We start from the raw sequence: 16959 nt of genomic DNA, 5'->3' as shown, positions 1-16959 counted from the left end.
AGGTTTGAAACAATCGGATGAACTATAGTAAGAAACAGGGTAAATTATAGATCGTAGATACGCACTATAATTTACCCTGTTTCTTACTTCCTGTTTTCTTTAACTTCCCTGCTGCATCTGTTTTCGGAATCTGGCCGGTGTGCACCCTTTCACCTGAATAAAACGGTTTACAAAATAATCCAGATCATGATATCCTACTTCTTCTGCAATCTGCACAATTTTTTTATCCGTGCGGATCAGAAGGCCTGCGGCCTGCTCCATCCGGAAATTGTTCAGATAGTCCTTGAAGGAAAGACCATATTTTTTCCGAAACAGCTGCCCGAGATAGGCACTGTTGACATAGTATTTTTCACTGAGACCCTTCAGCGTGAGGTTGGCGGCATAATTCTCTTTGATTTCTTTTTCTACCATGCCGAGAACGCCCCTGGAAACGTTTTTTCGAAGCTGAGAAAGATAATCGCCGTATTCACATGCAAAGCGCGCCATATGCGCCTTACTGCCACGCAGGATACCATTCTCAAAGCTGCTTTCACTGATCAGCCGCAGGATTTCTTCCTGGTTTACGTCATTATCCTGCTCACTCGCCAGATGGATCAGTTGGAAAAGCAGATAATTGATATTCAGATTCATGCTCTCAGCATTCATTCCCATCTGACTCATTTCTTCATAAAACTGTTCTACTGCTTTCCGGATCTCCATGTGGTTATTCTGTTCAATGGTGGTAAGAAGCTGATCCAGCCCCTGTTTGCATAAGACCATTCCAGCCGCTGTAACCTGCACTTCATCCTCATAATAATAGATTTCTTTTCGTGCCCGGAACCCCTGAAAAGAGCGGAGCATACAGGCATTACCATACGATCTTGCCACATTGCTGATATCTGGTACTTTTTTCCCAACCAGCATAATAACCGGCTGTTTCGTATTATTGACAAGATATTGCCGGAATGCAGAAAGGTATGTTTTATCATCCATTCCCAGACGCTCCGCAAGGTTTTCAGAATATACAAAACCAATATCATATATTTTTTCATCCGCAGAAACATCAAATACACAGTGCTTGGCATCTTCTTTCAAAAATTCTCTGCAGCAGTCATACAGCTCTCTTTGAAAATTCCGCAGGTCTTTATCGCTCTGTTCTTCCAGATTGTTCGGCTGTTCTTTCTGAATCTCCACATAACGGATTCCCTGCGTATCTTTCATGTGTTTTTTTACGTAATTAAGATTGACATCATCGTATTTTCCATGGATTAAAGAGATCAGATGTCTCGAAAAATAGGCATGTTCCATTTCCTCATGTGCCTTTGATTCCTGTCTCTCCCGGTCTGATAATGCACGAACCTTATGCAACAGTTTTAACAGGGTTTCCCGGTCAACAGGTTTTAACAGATATTCCGTACATTTATTCTGCATGGCACGCCTTGCGTAATCAAACTCCGCATAACCGCTCAGAATAACAAAATACGCATCCGATATTTCTTCCCTTCGTATCTGCTCCAGTAATTCCAGACCTGTCATACCAGGCATCCGGATATCTGCTATGATAAGATCCACTTTTTCTTTTTTCAAATATTCCAGTGCTTCCAGACCGTTTTCTGCCGTCGCAGCAATTTCAAATCCTTCTTTTTCCCAGTCTATGATGACCTTAATTCCCTGCAGGATAAAGGGTTCATCATCAACCAACAGTACTTTTAACATTTTTCTCCTCCCTGCTCTACACTACATATACTCCAGGGGCATCCAGATTGTTATCAGTGTACCCACCCCTTCTTCTCCATCCAGATCGATCTTCACTTTATTTTCCGATACCATTTTCAATCTTAAACATGCATTGACAATTCCTACCCTTCCTTTCTTTTTCAGCATCTCAATGTCTGCGTTTCTCATGTTTTCCAGAAGTTCCTGCCTTTTGCCTTCTTCCATTCCGTTCCCAGTATCTTCTATTTCCATGCAGATCAGCTCGTTTTGTTCATATACTCTTACAAAAATCCAGCCTGGAGACGCTTTACTTTCAATTCCATGCACACATGCATTTTCTACGAATGTTACCAGCGTAAGTTTTGGAACCTTTCTTTTTCTGCATTCTTCATCAATCTCAATCTGATAACTCAGTCTTTCTCCGAAACGATATTTCTGGAGTGCCAGATACGCCTTTACAAATTCCACTTCCTGTTCAATCGTCACAGAGTCCTCGCCCCATTCGACATACTGTCTTTGCATGACAGCCAGTTTTTCAACCATATCCGCTGTTTCATTCTCATTTTTCAAAATGCTGTGCATGCGGATGCTCTCAAGTGCATTAAACAGAAAATGAGGATTAATCTGGCTGTGAAGGGCAAGAAGTTCTGCATTTTTGCGGCTGACAAGCATCTCCTGCTCTACGAGTTTGTTTTTATAAACTGTCTGAATCAGCTCATTTGTCCTGGCCGCCATTCGATTGTAGCTTCGAACCATACTTCCGATTTCATCTTTTCCGCCTTCATGACGCATCGGTACAAGCTGTTCGGAATCCACGCTTTTAAACACTTCATTCAGCTCCGTAATACGTTTTGTGAACGAATGATTCAGGATATGTACAAAAAAGAATGGCAGAATCGCATTAATCAGGATCAGAAGCAGAATACTCGGTAAATTATGAGCAATATTCGCAATCGCGTTCTCCCCCGTACGTCTGACATACACCTCAAGTTCCGTACCATACAGATTGACCGTCTGATGATATCCCTTCTTTATTTTATCATCCAGTTCTTCAAAGTCTGAACCTGTGCTTCCATGTTTCGTATTGGAAAGTACAATCTGATTCTCCTCACAGATCAAAACTTCGTTGTCAAAATTCATTTTCTGAAGCGTACGCATCGTGTTCCCATAGTCAAATTCCAACTGCAGCATTTTTTCCTGATCTCCTGAAAAAAAATCGAGTTTTTGAAGAAATACCACCTTGCGTTCCTCTGCCGTTCCGGATCTGTTTTTGTCATAGACAAAGAAAAAACCTTTTGTTTCCCCACTCTGGTTCAGTTTCTGATACGCCTGCGTTTCTTTCAGATCCTCTATATTACCTACTTTTCCTCCCTTCACAATGGTGTCATTGTTCGTATACATCGTAAATACAATCTGATTCATTCCCAGCAGATTTTCTAACAAAGTATCCTTGAAAAACTCCTGGTATTCCATGATATACTGAGCAGAGGTATCATATTTTCTGGATAGAAAATCATCAATATATCTGCTGGTATAGATCGTTTTTGCCATTTCTCCTGCATTATTTACCACGCTGCTGATGTTGTAGCTTACCGCATTTGCAATGTTGGTCATATCATGTTTCTGCTTTTCCATCTCGGAATTTCTTATGATTAAAAAAACCACGCTGTCCGTAATGATCAGCGGAAGCAGTACGCAAAAAATATATAAAATGTATAATTTCTTTTTGACCGTAAAGTCATCCATCCGTTTTTCAATTTTTTGAAGCAACTCTTTCATTCTCAGAACCTCTCACGTGAATCAGGGAGCAGACACTGCCTGCTCCCTTCTGGATTTTCCAATGTCATCTTTCACACAGTTATCTTATCATATCCAGATTTAGATTGGAATTCTGTTTTCAGTTCTCTTCTTTCAATTTTTTCTCTTGTGATCTCTGTTTTACTGTATTATGATAATATCAAATTTACAGCAGTCCTCCGGAGGCAATATTATGATTGAACATTTAGACGGGATTCACGAAACCGTAACGTATAAAGAGAACAGCAGTCTGCGGCTTTTTGTAAACACAGACTGCGAGGACTATCCCATTCACTGGCATACTCCCATGGAAATCATTATGCCTCTGGAAGGGACTTATACGGTTTTCCTCGGGGATAAACCTGTTCTTCTTCAGGAGGGCGACATTATTTTCATCTGCCCTGGGATCCTTCACTCTCTTGTGGCACCGGAAAACGGAAAACGAATTATTCTGCAGATTGAATGGTCGGTTGTGTCAAAAATCCGCGATCTCAATTCCATCCTCGCGCTGATTTCCCCGGTTCTCACTCTTACTCCTCAGACCGCTCCTGACATCTATTCCGATATTTATCATCTTATCTGCCAGATTCTTTCGGAATATGAAGAGGATTCCTTTCTTTCGGAAGCTGTTATCTATGCGCGCATGCTTGATATTCTTTCTCTGATCGGCAGATACCAGGCCTTTGCATCCTGCCGTTTTGATGCCGGACCGCAAAAGCAGAAAGAATATCTGGATCGTTTTCTTTCCATCTGCAATTATATTGATGAACACTGCACGGAAGATCTTTCCCTTGACCAGGTTGCAAAAACAGCAGGCTTCAGCAAATACCACTTTACCAGACTGTTTAAGCAGTTTACAAATACCACCTATTACAAATACCTTAATCGCAAAAGAATTGATCATGCCATGCTGCTCTTATCCGATCCCGATATTCCTGTCACGGAAGCAGCACTTCAGTCTGGTTTCTCCAGTCTTTCCACCTTTCTTCGCGTCTTCCGTTCTGTCAAACAATGTACGCCTACGGAATTCCGCGATATGTATATTTATCCGGAAAAATTGCAGAAAAATCCCTAATTCCTGCTGCTACAGGTAAACCATGCAAAGTCTGCATGGTTTTTGCTTTCCATTCCATTAGAAGAAGCATACATGCCGATGGTACATCCGACAAAACCACCTGCCTCTTCTGTTGTGTACGGAAGAAGACTGATTTCCTCTGCCGCACATTCCCAGCCATTTTCTGACGCAATCCATACTTTTGCCGTCTGATCATGGCATTGCAGGCGTATTTTCAGCAGTTGTTCCGTCTCTCCTGGCAGTAAAACTTCTGCTGCTTTCGTTTCTGTTCCTTTGATACACGTTACAACACGAAAAACTTTCTGTTCCTGCTTTTTTGCGATTTCCATCCTCAGATGATTCTCATGATTCTGGTAAAGAACCAGACCTGCCGTTTCCTTCTCGTTTTCCGGCACAAAGAAAACTCCTGTTTCCGCTTCAAAGCGATAGCTTTTCTGCCGTAATCCAAGATAGGAGCAATAGGCTGCTTCTGCAATACTTTCTTTTCGGGGATACAACCGCAGCATTCCCTCTTTTTCTTTCAGCGAATAAATGGTTTCATCACACCCGCCAATTCCAATCAGTCTCTGATCCAACTCTTTATCCCAGAAATGAATCTGATCACATTTTGTAACTTCCTGTGCAAAGCGATATTCTTCCATTGGGATTTCCACCTGTTCTTCCAGATGTCCCACTCCAGGCGCAATGACCGGCCATCCATTTTCCCATATCACTTTAGCAAGAAATGTCTCTCTGCCCATACTGCTGTGTTTTCTGCACGGCCGTGAAGCAAGCATTACTACATACCAGTTTCCATGTCCATCATCTACAAGATCTCCATGGCCTGCATAAATCACCGGATAATCCATTCCCAGATTGCGATGTGTAAAAATGGGGTTCCTCGGGCATCCTTCAAACCACTGAAACAGTTTTCTGCTTCTGGCAACTGAGATACTGTGTTCCGGACCTGTACCGCCCTCTGCATGCATCAGGTAATAATATTCTCCGATTTTGTAAATATGCGGCCCTTCCGGCCAGATGCAGTCTTTTACCGCACCTTTCCAGATTGCCATGCTTTCTCCTGTCAGTTTCATGGTGTTCAGATCAAGTTCCTGTACCCAGATTTCCCAGTCCCCATTATATCGCACACCTTCCGGGTTTGGTCTTGTTCCGCAGTAATAGCACTTTCCATCTTCATCAAAAAACAGGCTTGGATCAATTCCTGCTGCTTCTTCACCAAGGTAATATGGATCTGACCACGGGCCTTCCGGATTTTTCGCTGTAACGATAAAATTTCCACCGTAGCTTACATTTGTTGTTATCATATAAAATAATCCTTCATGATAACGAATCGTCGGTGCAAAAATACCTCTTGAGATTTCACTTCCCTCTACTGGAAGCTGCTCCTTCCGGTTCAGAATATTTCCGATCTGTTCCCAGTGTGCCAGATCTCTGCTGTGAAAAATCGGAACTCCCGGGGCATAAACAAAACTTGAATTTACAATATAGTAATCATCCCCCGCCCTGCAAATCGACGGATCCGGATAAAAACCGGATAAAATTGGATTATTTGCCGTTACCATAACTTTCTCCTTTACTGTACATACCCGAATCCAAGAATCGTAAACTGTTTATTCCTGTCTTCTTCTGGTATTGTAATTCTCACGATATGTTTCTTACTCTCTTCCTCCTGGAAAAGAATGACCGCATTGCAATGCAGCCAGTTATTGATATGCGGATCCGCTGTCATACAGTATCCTCCATCTACGGAAATCTCTGCTTTTCCCGTATAAATTTCACCGGAATCTTTAAAAACAAGAAGCAGACTTCTGCAGGTTATCGTCATTTCGAAATAGTTTTTATCGGAATTGGTGCCATCATACATCCAGTTATACGGGAACTGCGGCACAGGTGTAAGTTCTGCATCCATTTCGACACTCTGCAGTTCCCTGTCCACGGCTGTAAATCCACCTTCATCAATTTCGGCTCCTCTGTATCCATCTTTTCGATCCAGCAGACGAACTGTTTCAAAACTCTTTCCGATTGCGGGTGGCTCGCTCATGCATTCTTTCAGTCGTTCTTCCGCCTTCATCTGTCTTTCCAGTGTTTCAACCCCACATTGATTCCTGAGATCGCATTGTTCAAACAAATACTGCAGACAGTCCGCCATAATCGTGTGCCCCATATTGTTTGGATGAAACATATCATAAAAAAACTGATTTTTTGTCAGAACCCGTCCCCGTCCTTTTGGCATCTGAAACTGCGGGCTTACGGCATCCCGTATACTGACCATCGGAAGATCATAGCGGTATCCCACCGGTTTCAGGCGTTCCTGAAGATTCCAGTCATTTGCAAAAACAGAAAACAGAAGCACTACAGCAGGCTTCCAGGGAAGATTCAGCACTTTACGTACAAGGCTTTCATAGCAGTCCCCCTTTGTTTCATCCCCTTCATCATTAACAGCAAATTCGATCACTACAAGATCCGGCTGTTCCTCTCTGCGCAGAACATCTCTGTCAAAACGGATCATTCCCAGTTCCGAAGGGGTGCCTCCCACTCCTGCTTTTATCAATCTGACATTATCCTGTGCTGCAAAGCGCTTCTGAAATAATTTGCAGGACTGATAGGCGTAACATTTTGTATGGATCGGAATTGCTCCCGCCCCCTGCGTGATAGATCCGCCGATATATGCAAGCGTAACTTCTTTTCCGTCTCTGGCTTTTTCAATTACTCTCTGTATCCGGCAGGTATTTCCGAAATTCATCAGAGATCTTTGTATCATTTCCCTGTATTCTTCCGAACGGACATCTATTTTTTCTTCTGCGGTTTCTTTCGGTGCATCATATCCATCATTTAAATAAAGTCTTACACTTGCTTTTCCCAGCAATTCCGGTATCTGAAAGATAAATTTTATCTGCCCCGGAATATCATCATCTTCTGTCCATGTATAATCGGACAGATCTATTTTTCTCTCCATTCCATCTCCGGGCAGTTTGGTTTTCAGATTCGTTCCCCCTCCATAGAGATCCTTTTTTCCATACATCTGAAACACAAATTCAACAGACTCTCTGGGATCATCCAGTTCCACAGAGATTCCGATGCTGTGTACCAGTTTTCGAAATCCTTCTACGTTCTCCAGTAAGGCCAGTTCCTCCTGATCTGTGATATTTCCGGCAATCTGTGCACTGTTGATCAGTCTTCCGTCACTCTCATACACGAACTGGATTCCGGTTCCATCTTCCTGTTTTGATCCAAAAATTTCTTTGTCCTTTAAAATATAAAAATAGGGTCTCATTTTTTCCGGATCTCTTGGCGCCTTCGGTCCTTCCATCCTTATTATTCCTCCTGCTTTTCCTATGTTAACTCAAGATAACTCCATTGTAACAGAACTCCAGGTGCTGTACACCGGGAGAAACTATAGGAAACCTTCCTGCAAAATATATGATTTTATTACCGATAGATCCGGTAATTTCCTGACAAAGCAAGCATTGCAAAAAGATACAGAAAATTATCATAATACCGTCTCTCGCCTGTCCGAAGCGGTGTATTCCAGAAACGTCTTACACATTTCTCTGCATACGGTCCGTCTGCGGCAAGTGAGGCCTGTGCATTTACCGCAATAATTGCCGTCGGATGAAGTGCTTTTTCTTCCAGCCTGGTGCCGTCAGTCAGAAATACCCCATCCCAGTGTTCCGCCTGTTCTTCACAGTAAAATTGCTGCAGCTTATTGGCATTTTCCGTCTGCCAGGGATCCGCGTCAAACCAGAGATGATCCATTCCGATATTGGCAATCGTACGATACGCATCGCTGTAGTACCAGTCATGACGGCCGAAAATCTCCTGATGCTGTGCATGCGGTGTTCCGTCATAATCTGCATATTCCGCAGATAATCCGGTTCGGAAGTGACATGCCGTGTGAAGATATTTTCGGCTTGCGTCCGCTGCCTTTTTCCAGAATTCATGATCGCAGGGATCTGCCCACAACGCAAACAGCTCATAAAAGTGCGGCAGATGATAGGATGGATCACTGAACTCAAAAGAGGTAACAAATTTGATCAGATGATTTTCCGGATTCCACATCGGCTCTCCTGGATGCCCTGGCTCTCCCTTATGGACACATTCCCGTAAAATTGCTCTTGCCTCGCTGCTGTAATCGAAAATGCCTTCTCCATCTCCCCATCTCTTTGAAGCAAAAAAGAGCGCCATTGCAAAATATTCTTCTCCATCCGGTGCCGGTCCGTCCGCGTTTCTTGTACCATCGACAGCACACGACCAGGCAAAATAATTTTTTCCCGGACCATCCTCGATATACATATACGTCCGTACCCATTTCCATAAACGGTCAAATTCTTTTTTCCGGTTCATCTGGACGCACACCATCATTCCATATGACATGCCCTCCGTTCTGACATCATGATTTCCGGTGTCCTCCATGTATCCCATGTCCGCACCTGCTTCATGATAGAAACGCTCTTCTTCACTCCCATAAAAGATTGTTTCAAATGTTTCTTTCACTCTTTTTTCAATTTCCTCTTCGGAATATCCACACTCTTTAAAAATATTGCGGTATACTCCTGTTTCATATGCTCCTGCCATATTTTATTTTTCCTCCTGTCTGCCGTGATACGTTTCTGCCGGTCCAAGATAACTTTCTTCCGGCTTTTCCCCCATCGGATAAATCACGATTTTTTCGAGAACGAAGCCGGGTGTCACATGATAGACCCGAAGTGTATTGAACCCTGCTCTGCATTTTATCGAAACTGTTTGTCTTCGAATCTGACTCAGAACACCTTCTGCCCATTTCTCTGCCTGATCACCGACCTGATAATCTTTCTCCACTGCGTTTACGGTTTCTGTCATCTCTTCATTTATCCTGACCGCATAAAGAAGTTGATTCTCTCTGGTAACCGGATTGGATGGCTGCATATAGAATTCTGCTTCATATGTTCCGCTTTCTTCCAAAACAAATTGATACTCCAGATACGGCGCATCCTGTCCCGGAACTGTGCAGGCATCGGATGGAAATGCCTTCATCGCTGAATTCGTCTTTCCATATCCCTGCAGATTTTCAAATTTTACCTGTCTGTCTTTGTAATTTCCAGGAACAGAATTTACATAATGTGCCGCTTCGATGCTGAGATACCCCATTGTATCCACAAATACATTTTTCTTATCCTGTAGATTTCCTGTATAAACCGGCACTGTAATCTCACATTTTCCTTCCGGTGTTGCAATCTCGAGCGAATCCTGAATAGTATCCTGGTTCGTTTCCGGTAATCTCTGTTTTATCAAGGTAAGATTCAGCCGCACTTTCTTCTGGCTCACGCCATCCAGCCATCCTTCCATCGGCTCCACAGACAGCCAGCCCGGTTTTTTCAGAACTTTGTACTCTGCCTTTAAATCACTCCGGCTATATAGGGTGACGGATGCTCTGGTACAGTCCGGATTTAAGAAATCCTTTAATTTCATCGTGTTATCCAGCCACGGGCTTCCTTCCGCATGCTGCGCCGTGCCGTCTGCTGCCACAAGGATGGATCTTTTCTTTAATGGTATGACCCGCATAACGACTGGATTCCTGCATTCATCTTCATTCCAGTGTGTAAATCCAATATGCTGTGACATTCCCATTCCATACCATCTTCCCTGATCCATCTGATGATACATTTCCACAGCTTTTCGATCCTGTTCCATGCATCTTTCCACTTCATCCACATAATCATTGGCACAGACCGCACCAAGATTAGCATAATAATGATTCCAGCCTGCAAGAATCTGCATCTTCACAAGATTCATTGTCCCAAATGCCGGATAATATACAAGCGCGATAAATGCGGACAGATTCTGCGGATTCGTTTTTTCAATTGTTTCATATACGTCCTGCAGTTTTTTCAAAAGCTGCTCTGCTTCTTCGAAGATCCTGCTGCTTTCCTTTTCCTGCACCGGATGATACGTCTCCGGGTTCAGTGCTTCCGGCCTTCTTCTGTGGATGATTTTTGTGTACTGCTCTAAAATGTCTGCAATAGTGTCCTGTGTCTCTTCTTCCACAGAACCGAATTGCTGTCTCACCCACTTTCTGGTGTACTCCTGCGTGCAGTTAAGCGCCCTGCTTCCCCAGCGATCAAAGTCATACGCCATGTCCAGAAAAAAGCTCAGTGGAAATTCCTGTGTGGCGATGTCTCCGACATTTACCATCCAGAGTTCCCGCACACCAAAATCGTATGCCATACTCATCTGCTCCCAGATTTTCGGCAGATAAGAACTGTTGATCCACTCATAGGAAACCGGCCATCCGTGGTAGTCCAGATGATAATACATACCATAGCCGCCTGCGTGTTTTCGCATCTCTTCTGTTGGAAGTGTCCGGAGATTTCCATAGTTATCATCACAGAGCATCAGAATCACATCCTCTAACTCCTCTGCTCCCATCAGTCCCTTTGTTTTTTCATCTCCATAGAAAAATTCTTCTACTTCTTTGTATAAGGCTATCATACGCGGAACCCTGGTCAGATCAGGATTGACATGTTCCTGAATCAGTTTTTTCTGCGTTTTCAGTACATCCCGCAGCAATTGAATATTATCTTCCAGTGTTGCATTCTTTCCCATGATCGCAGTATCCGCTTCTCCACGCATGCCGACGGTGATCACATTTTCAAACTTTCCGCTTCTTTTCAGTCCATCTTCCCAGAATTTTGTAATCCCCTCTCTGTTTGTTCTGAAATTCCAGGCATCTCCGTAAACAGAATTCTTTCCCCTAAGATATTTGTATTCTTCCCCCTGCCTTAAGCACGGCTCATGATGTGACATTCCCATAATAATTCCGTATTCATCTGCAAGCTCTGCGTTTAAGAGACCCGGTCCATCATCTGCAAATCTTGCGCTCCACATAGCCGGCCAGAGATAATTTCCTTTTAATCTGAGTAAAAGTTCAAATACATGATCATAAGCTTTTGCATTAAAGCCGCCAAAATTATGATTGCACCAGTTTCCAAATGCCGGCCATTCATCATTAATAAAAAATCCCCGGTATCTGACGGATGGCTCTTTGCTGATACAGGCCATGTCTTCCCTCAGTTCTATCTTTTCCTGCTTTGGCGGCATCAGTCCGCACCAGTCGACAAACGGTGAGACTCCCAGCATTTCCGATAAATGAAAAAGGCCATAAATCGTTCCTCTTTTGTCGCTCCCGGCAATTACAAGAAGGTTCGATTTTGTCCTGTTTTTTATTTCAGGAAAAATCCATGCATAGCATTCTCTCTTTTGTTCCAGCTCTTTTAATTCCGCACTCCCGGCTTCTTCCAGCTTTTTCAGGAAGCTGCTTTTTCCTTTCGTCGCGGCAATGATCGTCCAGTCCTCCCCGCTGCTTTCCAGTGTTTCCGGTATCTCTTTTTCTACCAGAATCTGCGGTTTCTTTCCCGATACAAGTTCCACATCGTGTGCTACCTTTTCCGTAACTCTGATTACGCCCGGAAAGGCACTTTGCTCCAGACAAATTCTCATAGGATTCCCTCCCGTATTTTATAAAAAGCCCCCATCTGTTTACTGGTTATCACCATTGTAAACAAATAGGGGCCTTCGGACTATTTAGTTCTTGTCATTCAATATGCAAAAATTGCTATTCTTTTTGTTCATTCGTTGATTGAGCTCTTTCTGTAAATCCTCAAAATAGCTCTGTGGATCGCATGCGTTGTATGCTTCCATATAGGAATTCCATGTTTCTTCAAAATTCTGTGCCAGAATCACCTGCGGAAGCCACCGGTGTTTTACTTCATCCATCCGTTCCAGTGTCTGTCCTGCCTGTGTATTTGATGTCAGTGAATTGGTATACGAATACATGGGATACCACACTCCCGGCGCATCATTTCTCCCAAGCATATCTACATAGTTTGTTACTCCATACGCCTCAAAACATTCCTGTATATCCCAGGGCTGGCTTTTCCAGAATTCTGCCGGTTGATTTTCCGGCGAAAATGCATTGATTCCATCTGACAGCATTCCTTCACTCCTTGGAAAATAGGAATATGTACAAAAATGCGTCTTTTTCAGTTTCTGATCATTTACCCTTACGCCCTGCTCCTCATTCAGATAAAATATTCCGTTTTCGTCTATCGAATAATCCAGATTTTCTTCTCCCCAGAAACGTAATTTCGTAATCTCCGGATCAAGGAGGTTATTTACAAACTGCATTGCCCCTTCCGGGTCTTCACAGGAAATGGTAATAGAAAGTCCTGACGCGGTATCCAGCTCTGCTGATCTTGCCGTATGCCACTGATTCTTTACTTTTTTGTCTATTGTTATCGGAAGTGGCACATAATCACATCCATAACTGCGCAGATTTCCGGAATCATACGCTGTCTGTATGGCATAATAAAACTGCCATCTTTGATCTACCATGCCAAGAACAGCACCTGTGGATAGTTTGTCCAGATATTCTTCATAAGTATCCAGAAATGTTTCCGGGCTGATCATTCCTTTTTTGTATTCTTCATTTAATTTCTGATAGTATCTTTTGGCTGTCGGTGTTGTATTATAGTCAATGACCTGCAGTGTATCTGGATCTACGATGCAGCTCCCATCATTCGGATATCCATCCAGAAATTGAGGAACATTCTCCAGACAAAAGTATCTCCAGTCATCGCATAAAATAGCAAACGGAATATTCGGTGTTCCATTTTCCAGGCAGGGATTTGCTTCCTGATACCGTTCCAGAAGATCAAAATATTCATCCACCGTCGTGATTTCCGGATAGTCTGCCCATTTCAAAACTCTTGTCTGAATCCAGAAAGCTTCTCCGCTGTGGATTACTTCCGTGTCCTGTCCCTGTGAAACTCCGAATTGTGGAATCCAGTAGATATGTCCGTCTGCCTGCCGAAACAGGTCCCACTGTTCCTCTGTCAGATAATTTTTTATATTGGGATAATTGTCCCAGTATTCGTCAATGGGAATCAGTGCTCCTGCATCATATAATTTACTTTCGCCGGAAATAAAATCCGGATACTCGCCGGCTGCAATATAAGCATTCAGTGCATTATCCTTTGTCTGTCCTTTCAGCCATGTTTCTTCACAATCGGCTCCGATCTGTTCAGCGATCTTCTTTTTCATATCATTATCCGAAGTGATCTCTTCCCCTGTTGTTGAAAAAAAGGCCGTATAATGACGGATCTGATTTCTGCTGTTCTGGCTCTGGTACAGGAGAGCAGCTATTCCAGCTATCATCAGACTCCCTGCCAGTAATAATATTGTTGTTTTTTTCTTCATTCTTTTCCCCTGTCTCATTTCCTCTTTCTATTTGTTATAATAAGCACCTGATATTCTGCAATAATACTTGCTAAAAATAACACCTAGGCCTCTGGCTTAGATATTGTCATTATTGTTTTTATTTTATTGCTTTCTACTTCTTGCACACCAAGGGCAGCCCCATGTTAGCCACTTCAATTAAATAAGCAAGCTAAAACCTATAATAAAAAGAGCCCGACGCATCAGGCTCTTTCAAGGTGTTGTCCGAAGACGGCCACCGCAATTCATAACTATAATGTACCACACAGGGTGAAATCCTGCAAGAAATTTTAAGAGTTATATGTTTTTCCTTTCAGCAGTTCTGCCGCAAGTGCCTCATTGATATCATCGGACAGATTGTTTTCCTCCGGTTTGCCGAAATATGTTTCCATTGCACGGCTTAAGGTATCAAACGCACCGGAAATGACCTACTGGAATGGTACAGACATCGAATATTCTGGATCCAGGAACGCAACGTCTGCCTGTGCAAAAATGATCTTACAGCAGTTGGAAACCAAACCGCCCTGTTTTATTCGTGGATCTTTCTGATATTGCACATTTTAACAAATTCCGGATCAAAATGCTTGACCGCAGTTCCCTGATAGCCAAGATCCAGTGAACTGATTTTCTGCATCTCCTCTTCAGTCAGTGTAAAATCCCATATCTGGAAATTCTCTTCGATTCTCGCTTTGTGAACCGATTTCGGAATGACCACAACGCCGCGCTGCACATTCCAGCGCAGAACAACCTGTCCTACGGTCTTTCCGTGTGCGGCAGCGATTTCTTTTACCATCTCGTTGTCAAACGGATTGTGGCGTCCTCCGCCGAGCGGTGCCCATGCCTCCGGCACGATCTGGTACTCTTCCATGACTTTTAATGCAGACTCCTGTGCGAAGTACGGATGCATTTCAATCTGGTTTACCATCGGACGGATCGCTACCGTTTCCAGTTTACGGTATCCTGCCATGAAATCACCTGCAGGCTGATGGATAAACATCAGATCGATGTAGTCGGTTCCAAGCAGTTCCAGACTCTTTTCTACGGTTCCTTCTGTCAGATACTGGCTTGCCCAGATTTTGGTGGAGATGAAAATGTCCTCTCTTGCCACACCGGATCTTTTGATTCCGCGTCCGACCGCGCGCTCATTCATGTAAGCCTGTGCAGTGTCGATCATGCGGTATCCGCAGGCTAATGCGTCCACAACCGCCTGCTCTGCCTGATCTGGTGTCATCATAAAGGTTCCGATTCCCACTGCCGGAATCTGCACCTGATTGCTTAATGTAAAGTTCATCATCATAACCTCCCTGTTTTATTTTGATGTGTGATATTTTGTTATTTCCCTGTCTTTGTAGCTTTAGCTTATCACCCGGGAGTTGCTACCGGTCAAGGACTTTTTTAAAAAAATTTCTAAAATCTAATCGTTCATTCCTATTTCGTATCGACTGAAATATTTACAAAAACGTCATATCATGAATTCCGTTGTCCATGATATGACGTTTTTCCTCTCAGCATTCGGTTTTCTATCTTTTTATCTTTTCAATCCTGCACTCATGTTCTTTCGTCTTTTTATTGTAGTTAATTCCCACCAGAAGAATATTTCCTGTATATTCCAGAATAGAATCCGGATATTTTTTATCCCAGATCTGCTCTATGGCAGTATCTGTGCTTTTGTTCCACTTAAGTTCTACCAGCAGCGCCGGATAACTTGTTCTGTATTCCGGTTTCGGAAGATAAACAAAATCTGCAAAACCGCGTCCGGTCGGTAGCTCTCTTACGGGTTGGAAATAATACTGCATAGAGCTTAAATATGCTATCGTAAGCACGCTGCTCAGGGAATTTTCATCATTATATTGGATCACCGAACTGTACTCCTGATGAATTCGCTCTATCCCATCTGCTACCGCTTTTTCATCCATATCCAGGGTTGCATCCAGCAAATCTGCGGATTCCTTCTGAAAAGTAATCATTTCATTCCATTTATTGCGTTTCACCGCATTGTTTAATTCATGTCTGATTTCCTCATTTGGAATAAAAACCTGCTCCCTGTCCTGATCGTAAGCCAGATATCCCAAGTGGATCAGATACGTCAGTACATCATCCCGGTTGGCGAAGCTTACGGTATCATTCTGGAAAGATGTCACATCCACATCCACGGCGGCCCCCGACATCATTTCTATAATTGCCGCCCGCAGTCCGTCGAAATTCATGTTAATCAGTGGCACGATTGCTTCATAGCTGCCGGTATTGGACCAGTAGCTTTTATATTTTCCATTCAGCATCAGGCTGACAACGGCTTTTGGATTATATACCTGATACCCTTCCAGAGAATATCCATCATACCATAATTTCACCTGCTCATAGATCTGTCCGTACCTGTCGCATAAATCATGCACTTCCTCTTCTGTAAAGCCAACATACGGTGCCATTCTTCCTGCATCCAGCATGGTAAATTCTTCAAAATTGTTGAGAGCGGACTGTGTCTTTAATTTCTTGATCGGCAGAATTCCTGTCAGATACGCCAATGCAATATATTTTGACGGTTCTGACCCTTTAAACATGCCACGCAGAAAATCAATATACTTTTCCTGTACTTTATGATTCTGTGCCTCATCACGGATCAGTACATCCCATTCATCGATGATGACAACAAATTTGTTTCCGCTGGCAGCCTTGATATAAGACATCGCACCATAAGCAGTTTTTACCGTATCCGGAATCAACTCTCCGTATTTTTCCTTCAGTTCCTGCAGTATTCCATGATTGATATATTCCACAACCTGATCCGCATTCCCGGCGTCCATCATGCACCATTGTACATCAAAATGAATGACATCGTACTGATTCAGATGTTTTTCAAAAGACGAAGCCTTGCAAATCGCATAATCTGCAAACAGTGCTCTGGAATCACAGCCCTTGCTGTAGTATGCTGACAGCATCTCCGCTGTAATCGACTTTCCAAAACGTCTGGGACGGCTGCTGCAGATAAATTTTGATGTCGTACTGATTACTTTATTGGTGTATTCCAGAAGCGGTGTTTTATCTACATAAATTTCCGAATGAATGACTTCCGAAAATGCTTCATTTCCCGGATTTAAAAATCTTCCCATGGCGTCCTCCTGTTCACATTTTTTCTGACTGAT

At 43.1% G+C, this 16959-nt stretch carries 10 protein-coding genes; 1 reads left to right on the top strand and 9 read right to left on the bottom strand.

What is annotated here, in order from left to right:
- Window positions 1–99: 99 nt before the first annotated feature.
- Complete coding sequence (locus tag DXB83_RS04575) at window positions 100–1695, bottom strand: response regulator transcription factor (protein ID WP_118595815.1); 1596 nt, start codon at window positions 1693–1695, stop codon at window positions 100–102.
- Between the two features lie 21 nt (window positions 1696–1716).
- Window positions 1717–3474 (bottom strand): sensor histidine kinase, encoded by a 1758-nt coding sequence (locus DXB83_RS04570; protein WP_118697312.1) that lies wholly within the window; start codon window positions 3472–3474, stop codon window positions 1717–1719.
- A gap of 211 nt (window positions 3475–3685) precedes the next feature.
- Here DXB83_RS04570 and DXB83_RS04565 point away from each other — a divergent pair, with 211 nt between their 5' ends.
- A complete protein-coding gene (locus tag DXB83_RS04565; protein WP_118601257.1) occupies window positions 3686–4567 on the top strand; it encodes a helix-turn-helix transcriptional regulator in 882 nt (293 codons plus the stop codon).
- On the opposite strand, the gene DXB83_RS04560 is transcribed toward DXB83_RS04565, so the two are convergent.
- From DXB83_RS04560 to DXB83_RS04525, 7 genes are all read right to left on the bottom strand, one after another.
- A complete protein-coding gene (locus DXB83_RS04560) occupies window positions 4564–6129 on the bottom strand; it encodes a glycoside hydrolase family 43 protein (RefSeq protein ID WP_118697311.1) in 1566 nt (521 codons plus the stop codon). The genes DXB83_RS04565 and DXB83_RS04560 overlap by 4 nt on opposite strands.
- A gap of 11 nt (window positions 6130–6140) precedes the next feature.
- A complete protein-coding gene (locus DXB83_RS04555) occupies window positions 6141–7877 on the bottom strand; it encodes an SGNH/GDSL hydrolase family protein (RefSeq protein WP_118601259.1) in 1737 nt (578 codons plus the stop codon).
- A 119-nt stretch (window positions 7878–7996) separates the two neighbouring features.
- On the bottom strand, window positions 7997–9142 hold the full coding sequence (locus DXB83_RS04550) for a glycosyl hydrolase family 8 (RefSeq protein WP_118601260.1): 1146 nt from the start codon (window positions 9140–9142) through the stop codon (window positions 7997–7999).
- A gap of 3 nt (window positions 9143–9145) precedes the next feature.
- The gene (locus tag DXB83_RS04545) at window positions 9146–12043 is read right to left on the bottom strand and encodes a glycosyl hydrolase 115 family protein (protein ID WP_118601261.1); all 2898 of its coding nucleotides are present in this window, start codon (window positions 12041–12043) and stop codon (window positions 9146–9148) included.
- Between the two features lie 84 nt (window positions 12044–12127).
- Window positions 12128–13801, bottom strand: coding sequence for an extracellular solute-binding protein (locus DXB83_RS04540; protein WP_118601262.1), 1674 nt, complete (start codon window positions 13799–13801; stop codon window positions 12128–12130).
- Window positions 13802–14348: 547 nt separating this feature from the next.
- The gene (locus DXB83_RS04530) at window positions 14349–15110 is read right to left on the bottom strand and encodes an aldo/keto reductase (RefSeq protein WP_226906347.1); all 762 of its coding nucleotides are present in this window, start codon (window positions 15108–15110) and stop codon (window positions 14349–14351) included.
- Between the two features lie 229 nt (window positions 15111–15339).
- Entirely contained in the window at window positions 15340–16926 is a 1587-nt protein-coding gene (locus DXB83_RS04525) for an AAA family ATPase (RefSeq protein ID WP_118601263.1), read from the bottom strand.
- Window positions 16927–16959: the final 33 nt, after the last annotated feature.

Origin of the sequence: Blautia sp. OM06-15AC, from assembly GCF_003481425.1 — a bacterium.
Classification (GTDB): domain Bacteria; phylum Bacillota; class Clostridia; order Lachnospirales; family Lachnospiraceae; genus Fusicatenibacter; species Fusicatenibacter saccharivorans.
Note: the sequence above shows the minus strand (reverse complement) of the source record. Positions and strands in the feature narration are given on the sequence as shown.

Excerpts from the sequence above, each read along its gene's own strand:
- DXB83_RS04575 (WP_118595815.1), bottom strand. The coding sequence starts at position 1,695 with ATGTTAAAAGTACTGTTGGTTGATGATGAACCCTTTATCCTGCAGGGA.
- DXB83_RS04540 (WP_118601262.1), bottom strand. The coding sequence starts at position 13,801 with ATGAAGAAAAAAACAACAATATTATTACTGGCAGGGAGTCTGATGATA.
- DXB83_RS04570 (WP_118697312.1), bottom strand. The coding sequence starts at position 3,474 with ATGAAAGAGTTGCTTCAAAAAATTGAAAAACGGATGGATGACTTTACG.
- DXB83_RS04530 (WP_226906347.1), bottom strand. The coding sequence starts at position 15,110 with ATGAACTTTACATTAAGCAATCAGGTGCAGATTCCGGCAGTGGGAATC.
- DXB83_RS04545 (WP_118601261.1), bottom strand. The coding sequence starts at position 12,043 with ATGAGAATTTGTCTGGAGCAAAGTGCCTTTCCGGGCGTAATCAGAGTT.
- DXB83_RS04565 (WP_118601257.1), top strand. The coding sequence starts at position 3,686 with ATGATTGAACATTTAGACGGGATTCACGAAACCGTAACGTATAAAGAG.
- DXB83_RS04560 (WP_118697311.1), bottom strand. The coding sequence starts at position 6,129 with ATGGTAACGGCAAATAATCCAATTTTATCCGGTTTTTATCCGGATCCG.
- DXB83_RS04525 (WP_118601263.1), bottom strand. The coding sequence starts at position 16,926 with ATGGGAAGATTTTTAAATCCGGGAAATGAAGCATTTTCGGAAGTCATT.
- DXB83_RS04555 (WP_118601259.1), bottom strand. The coding sequence starts at position 7,877 with ATGGAAGGACCGAAGGCGCCAAGAGATCCGGAAAAAATGAGACCCTAT.
- DXB83_RS04550 (WP_118601260.1), bottom strand. The coding sequence starts at position 9,142 with ATGGCAGGAGCATATGAAACAGGAGTATACCGCAATATTTTTAAAGAG.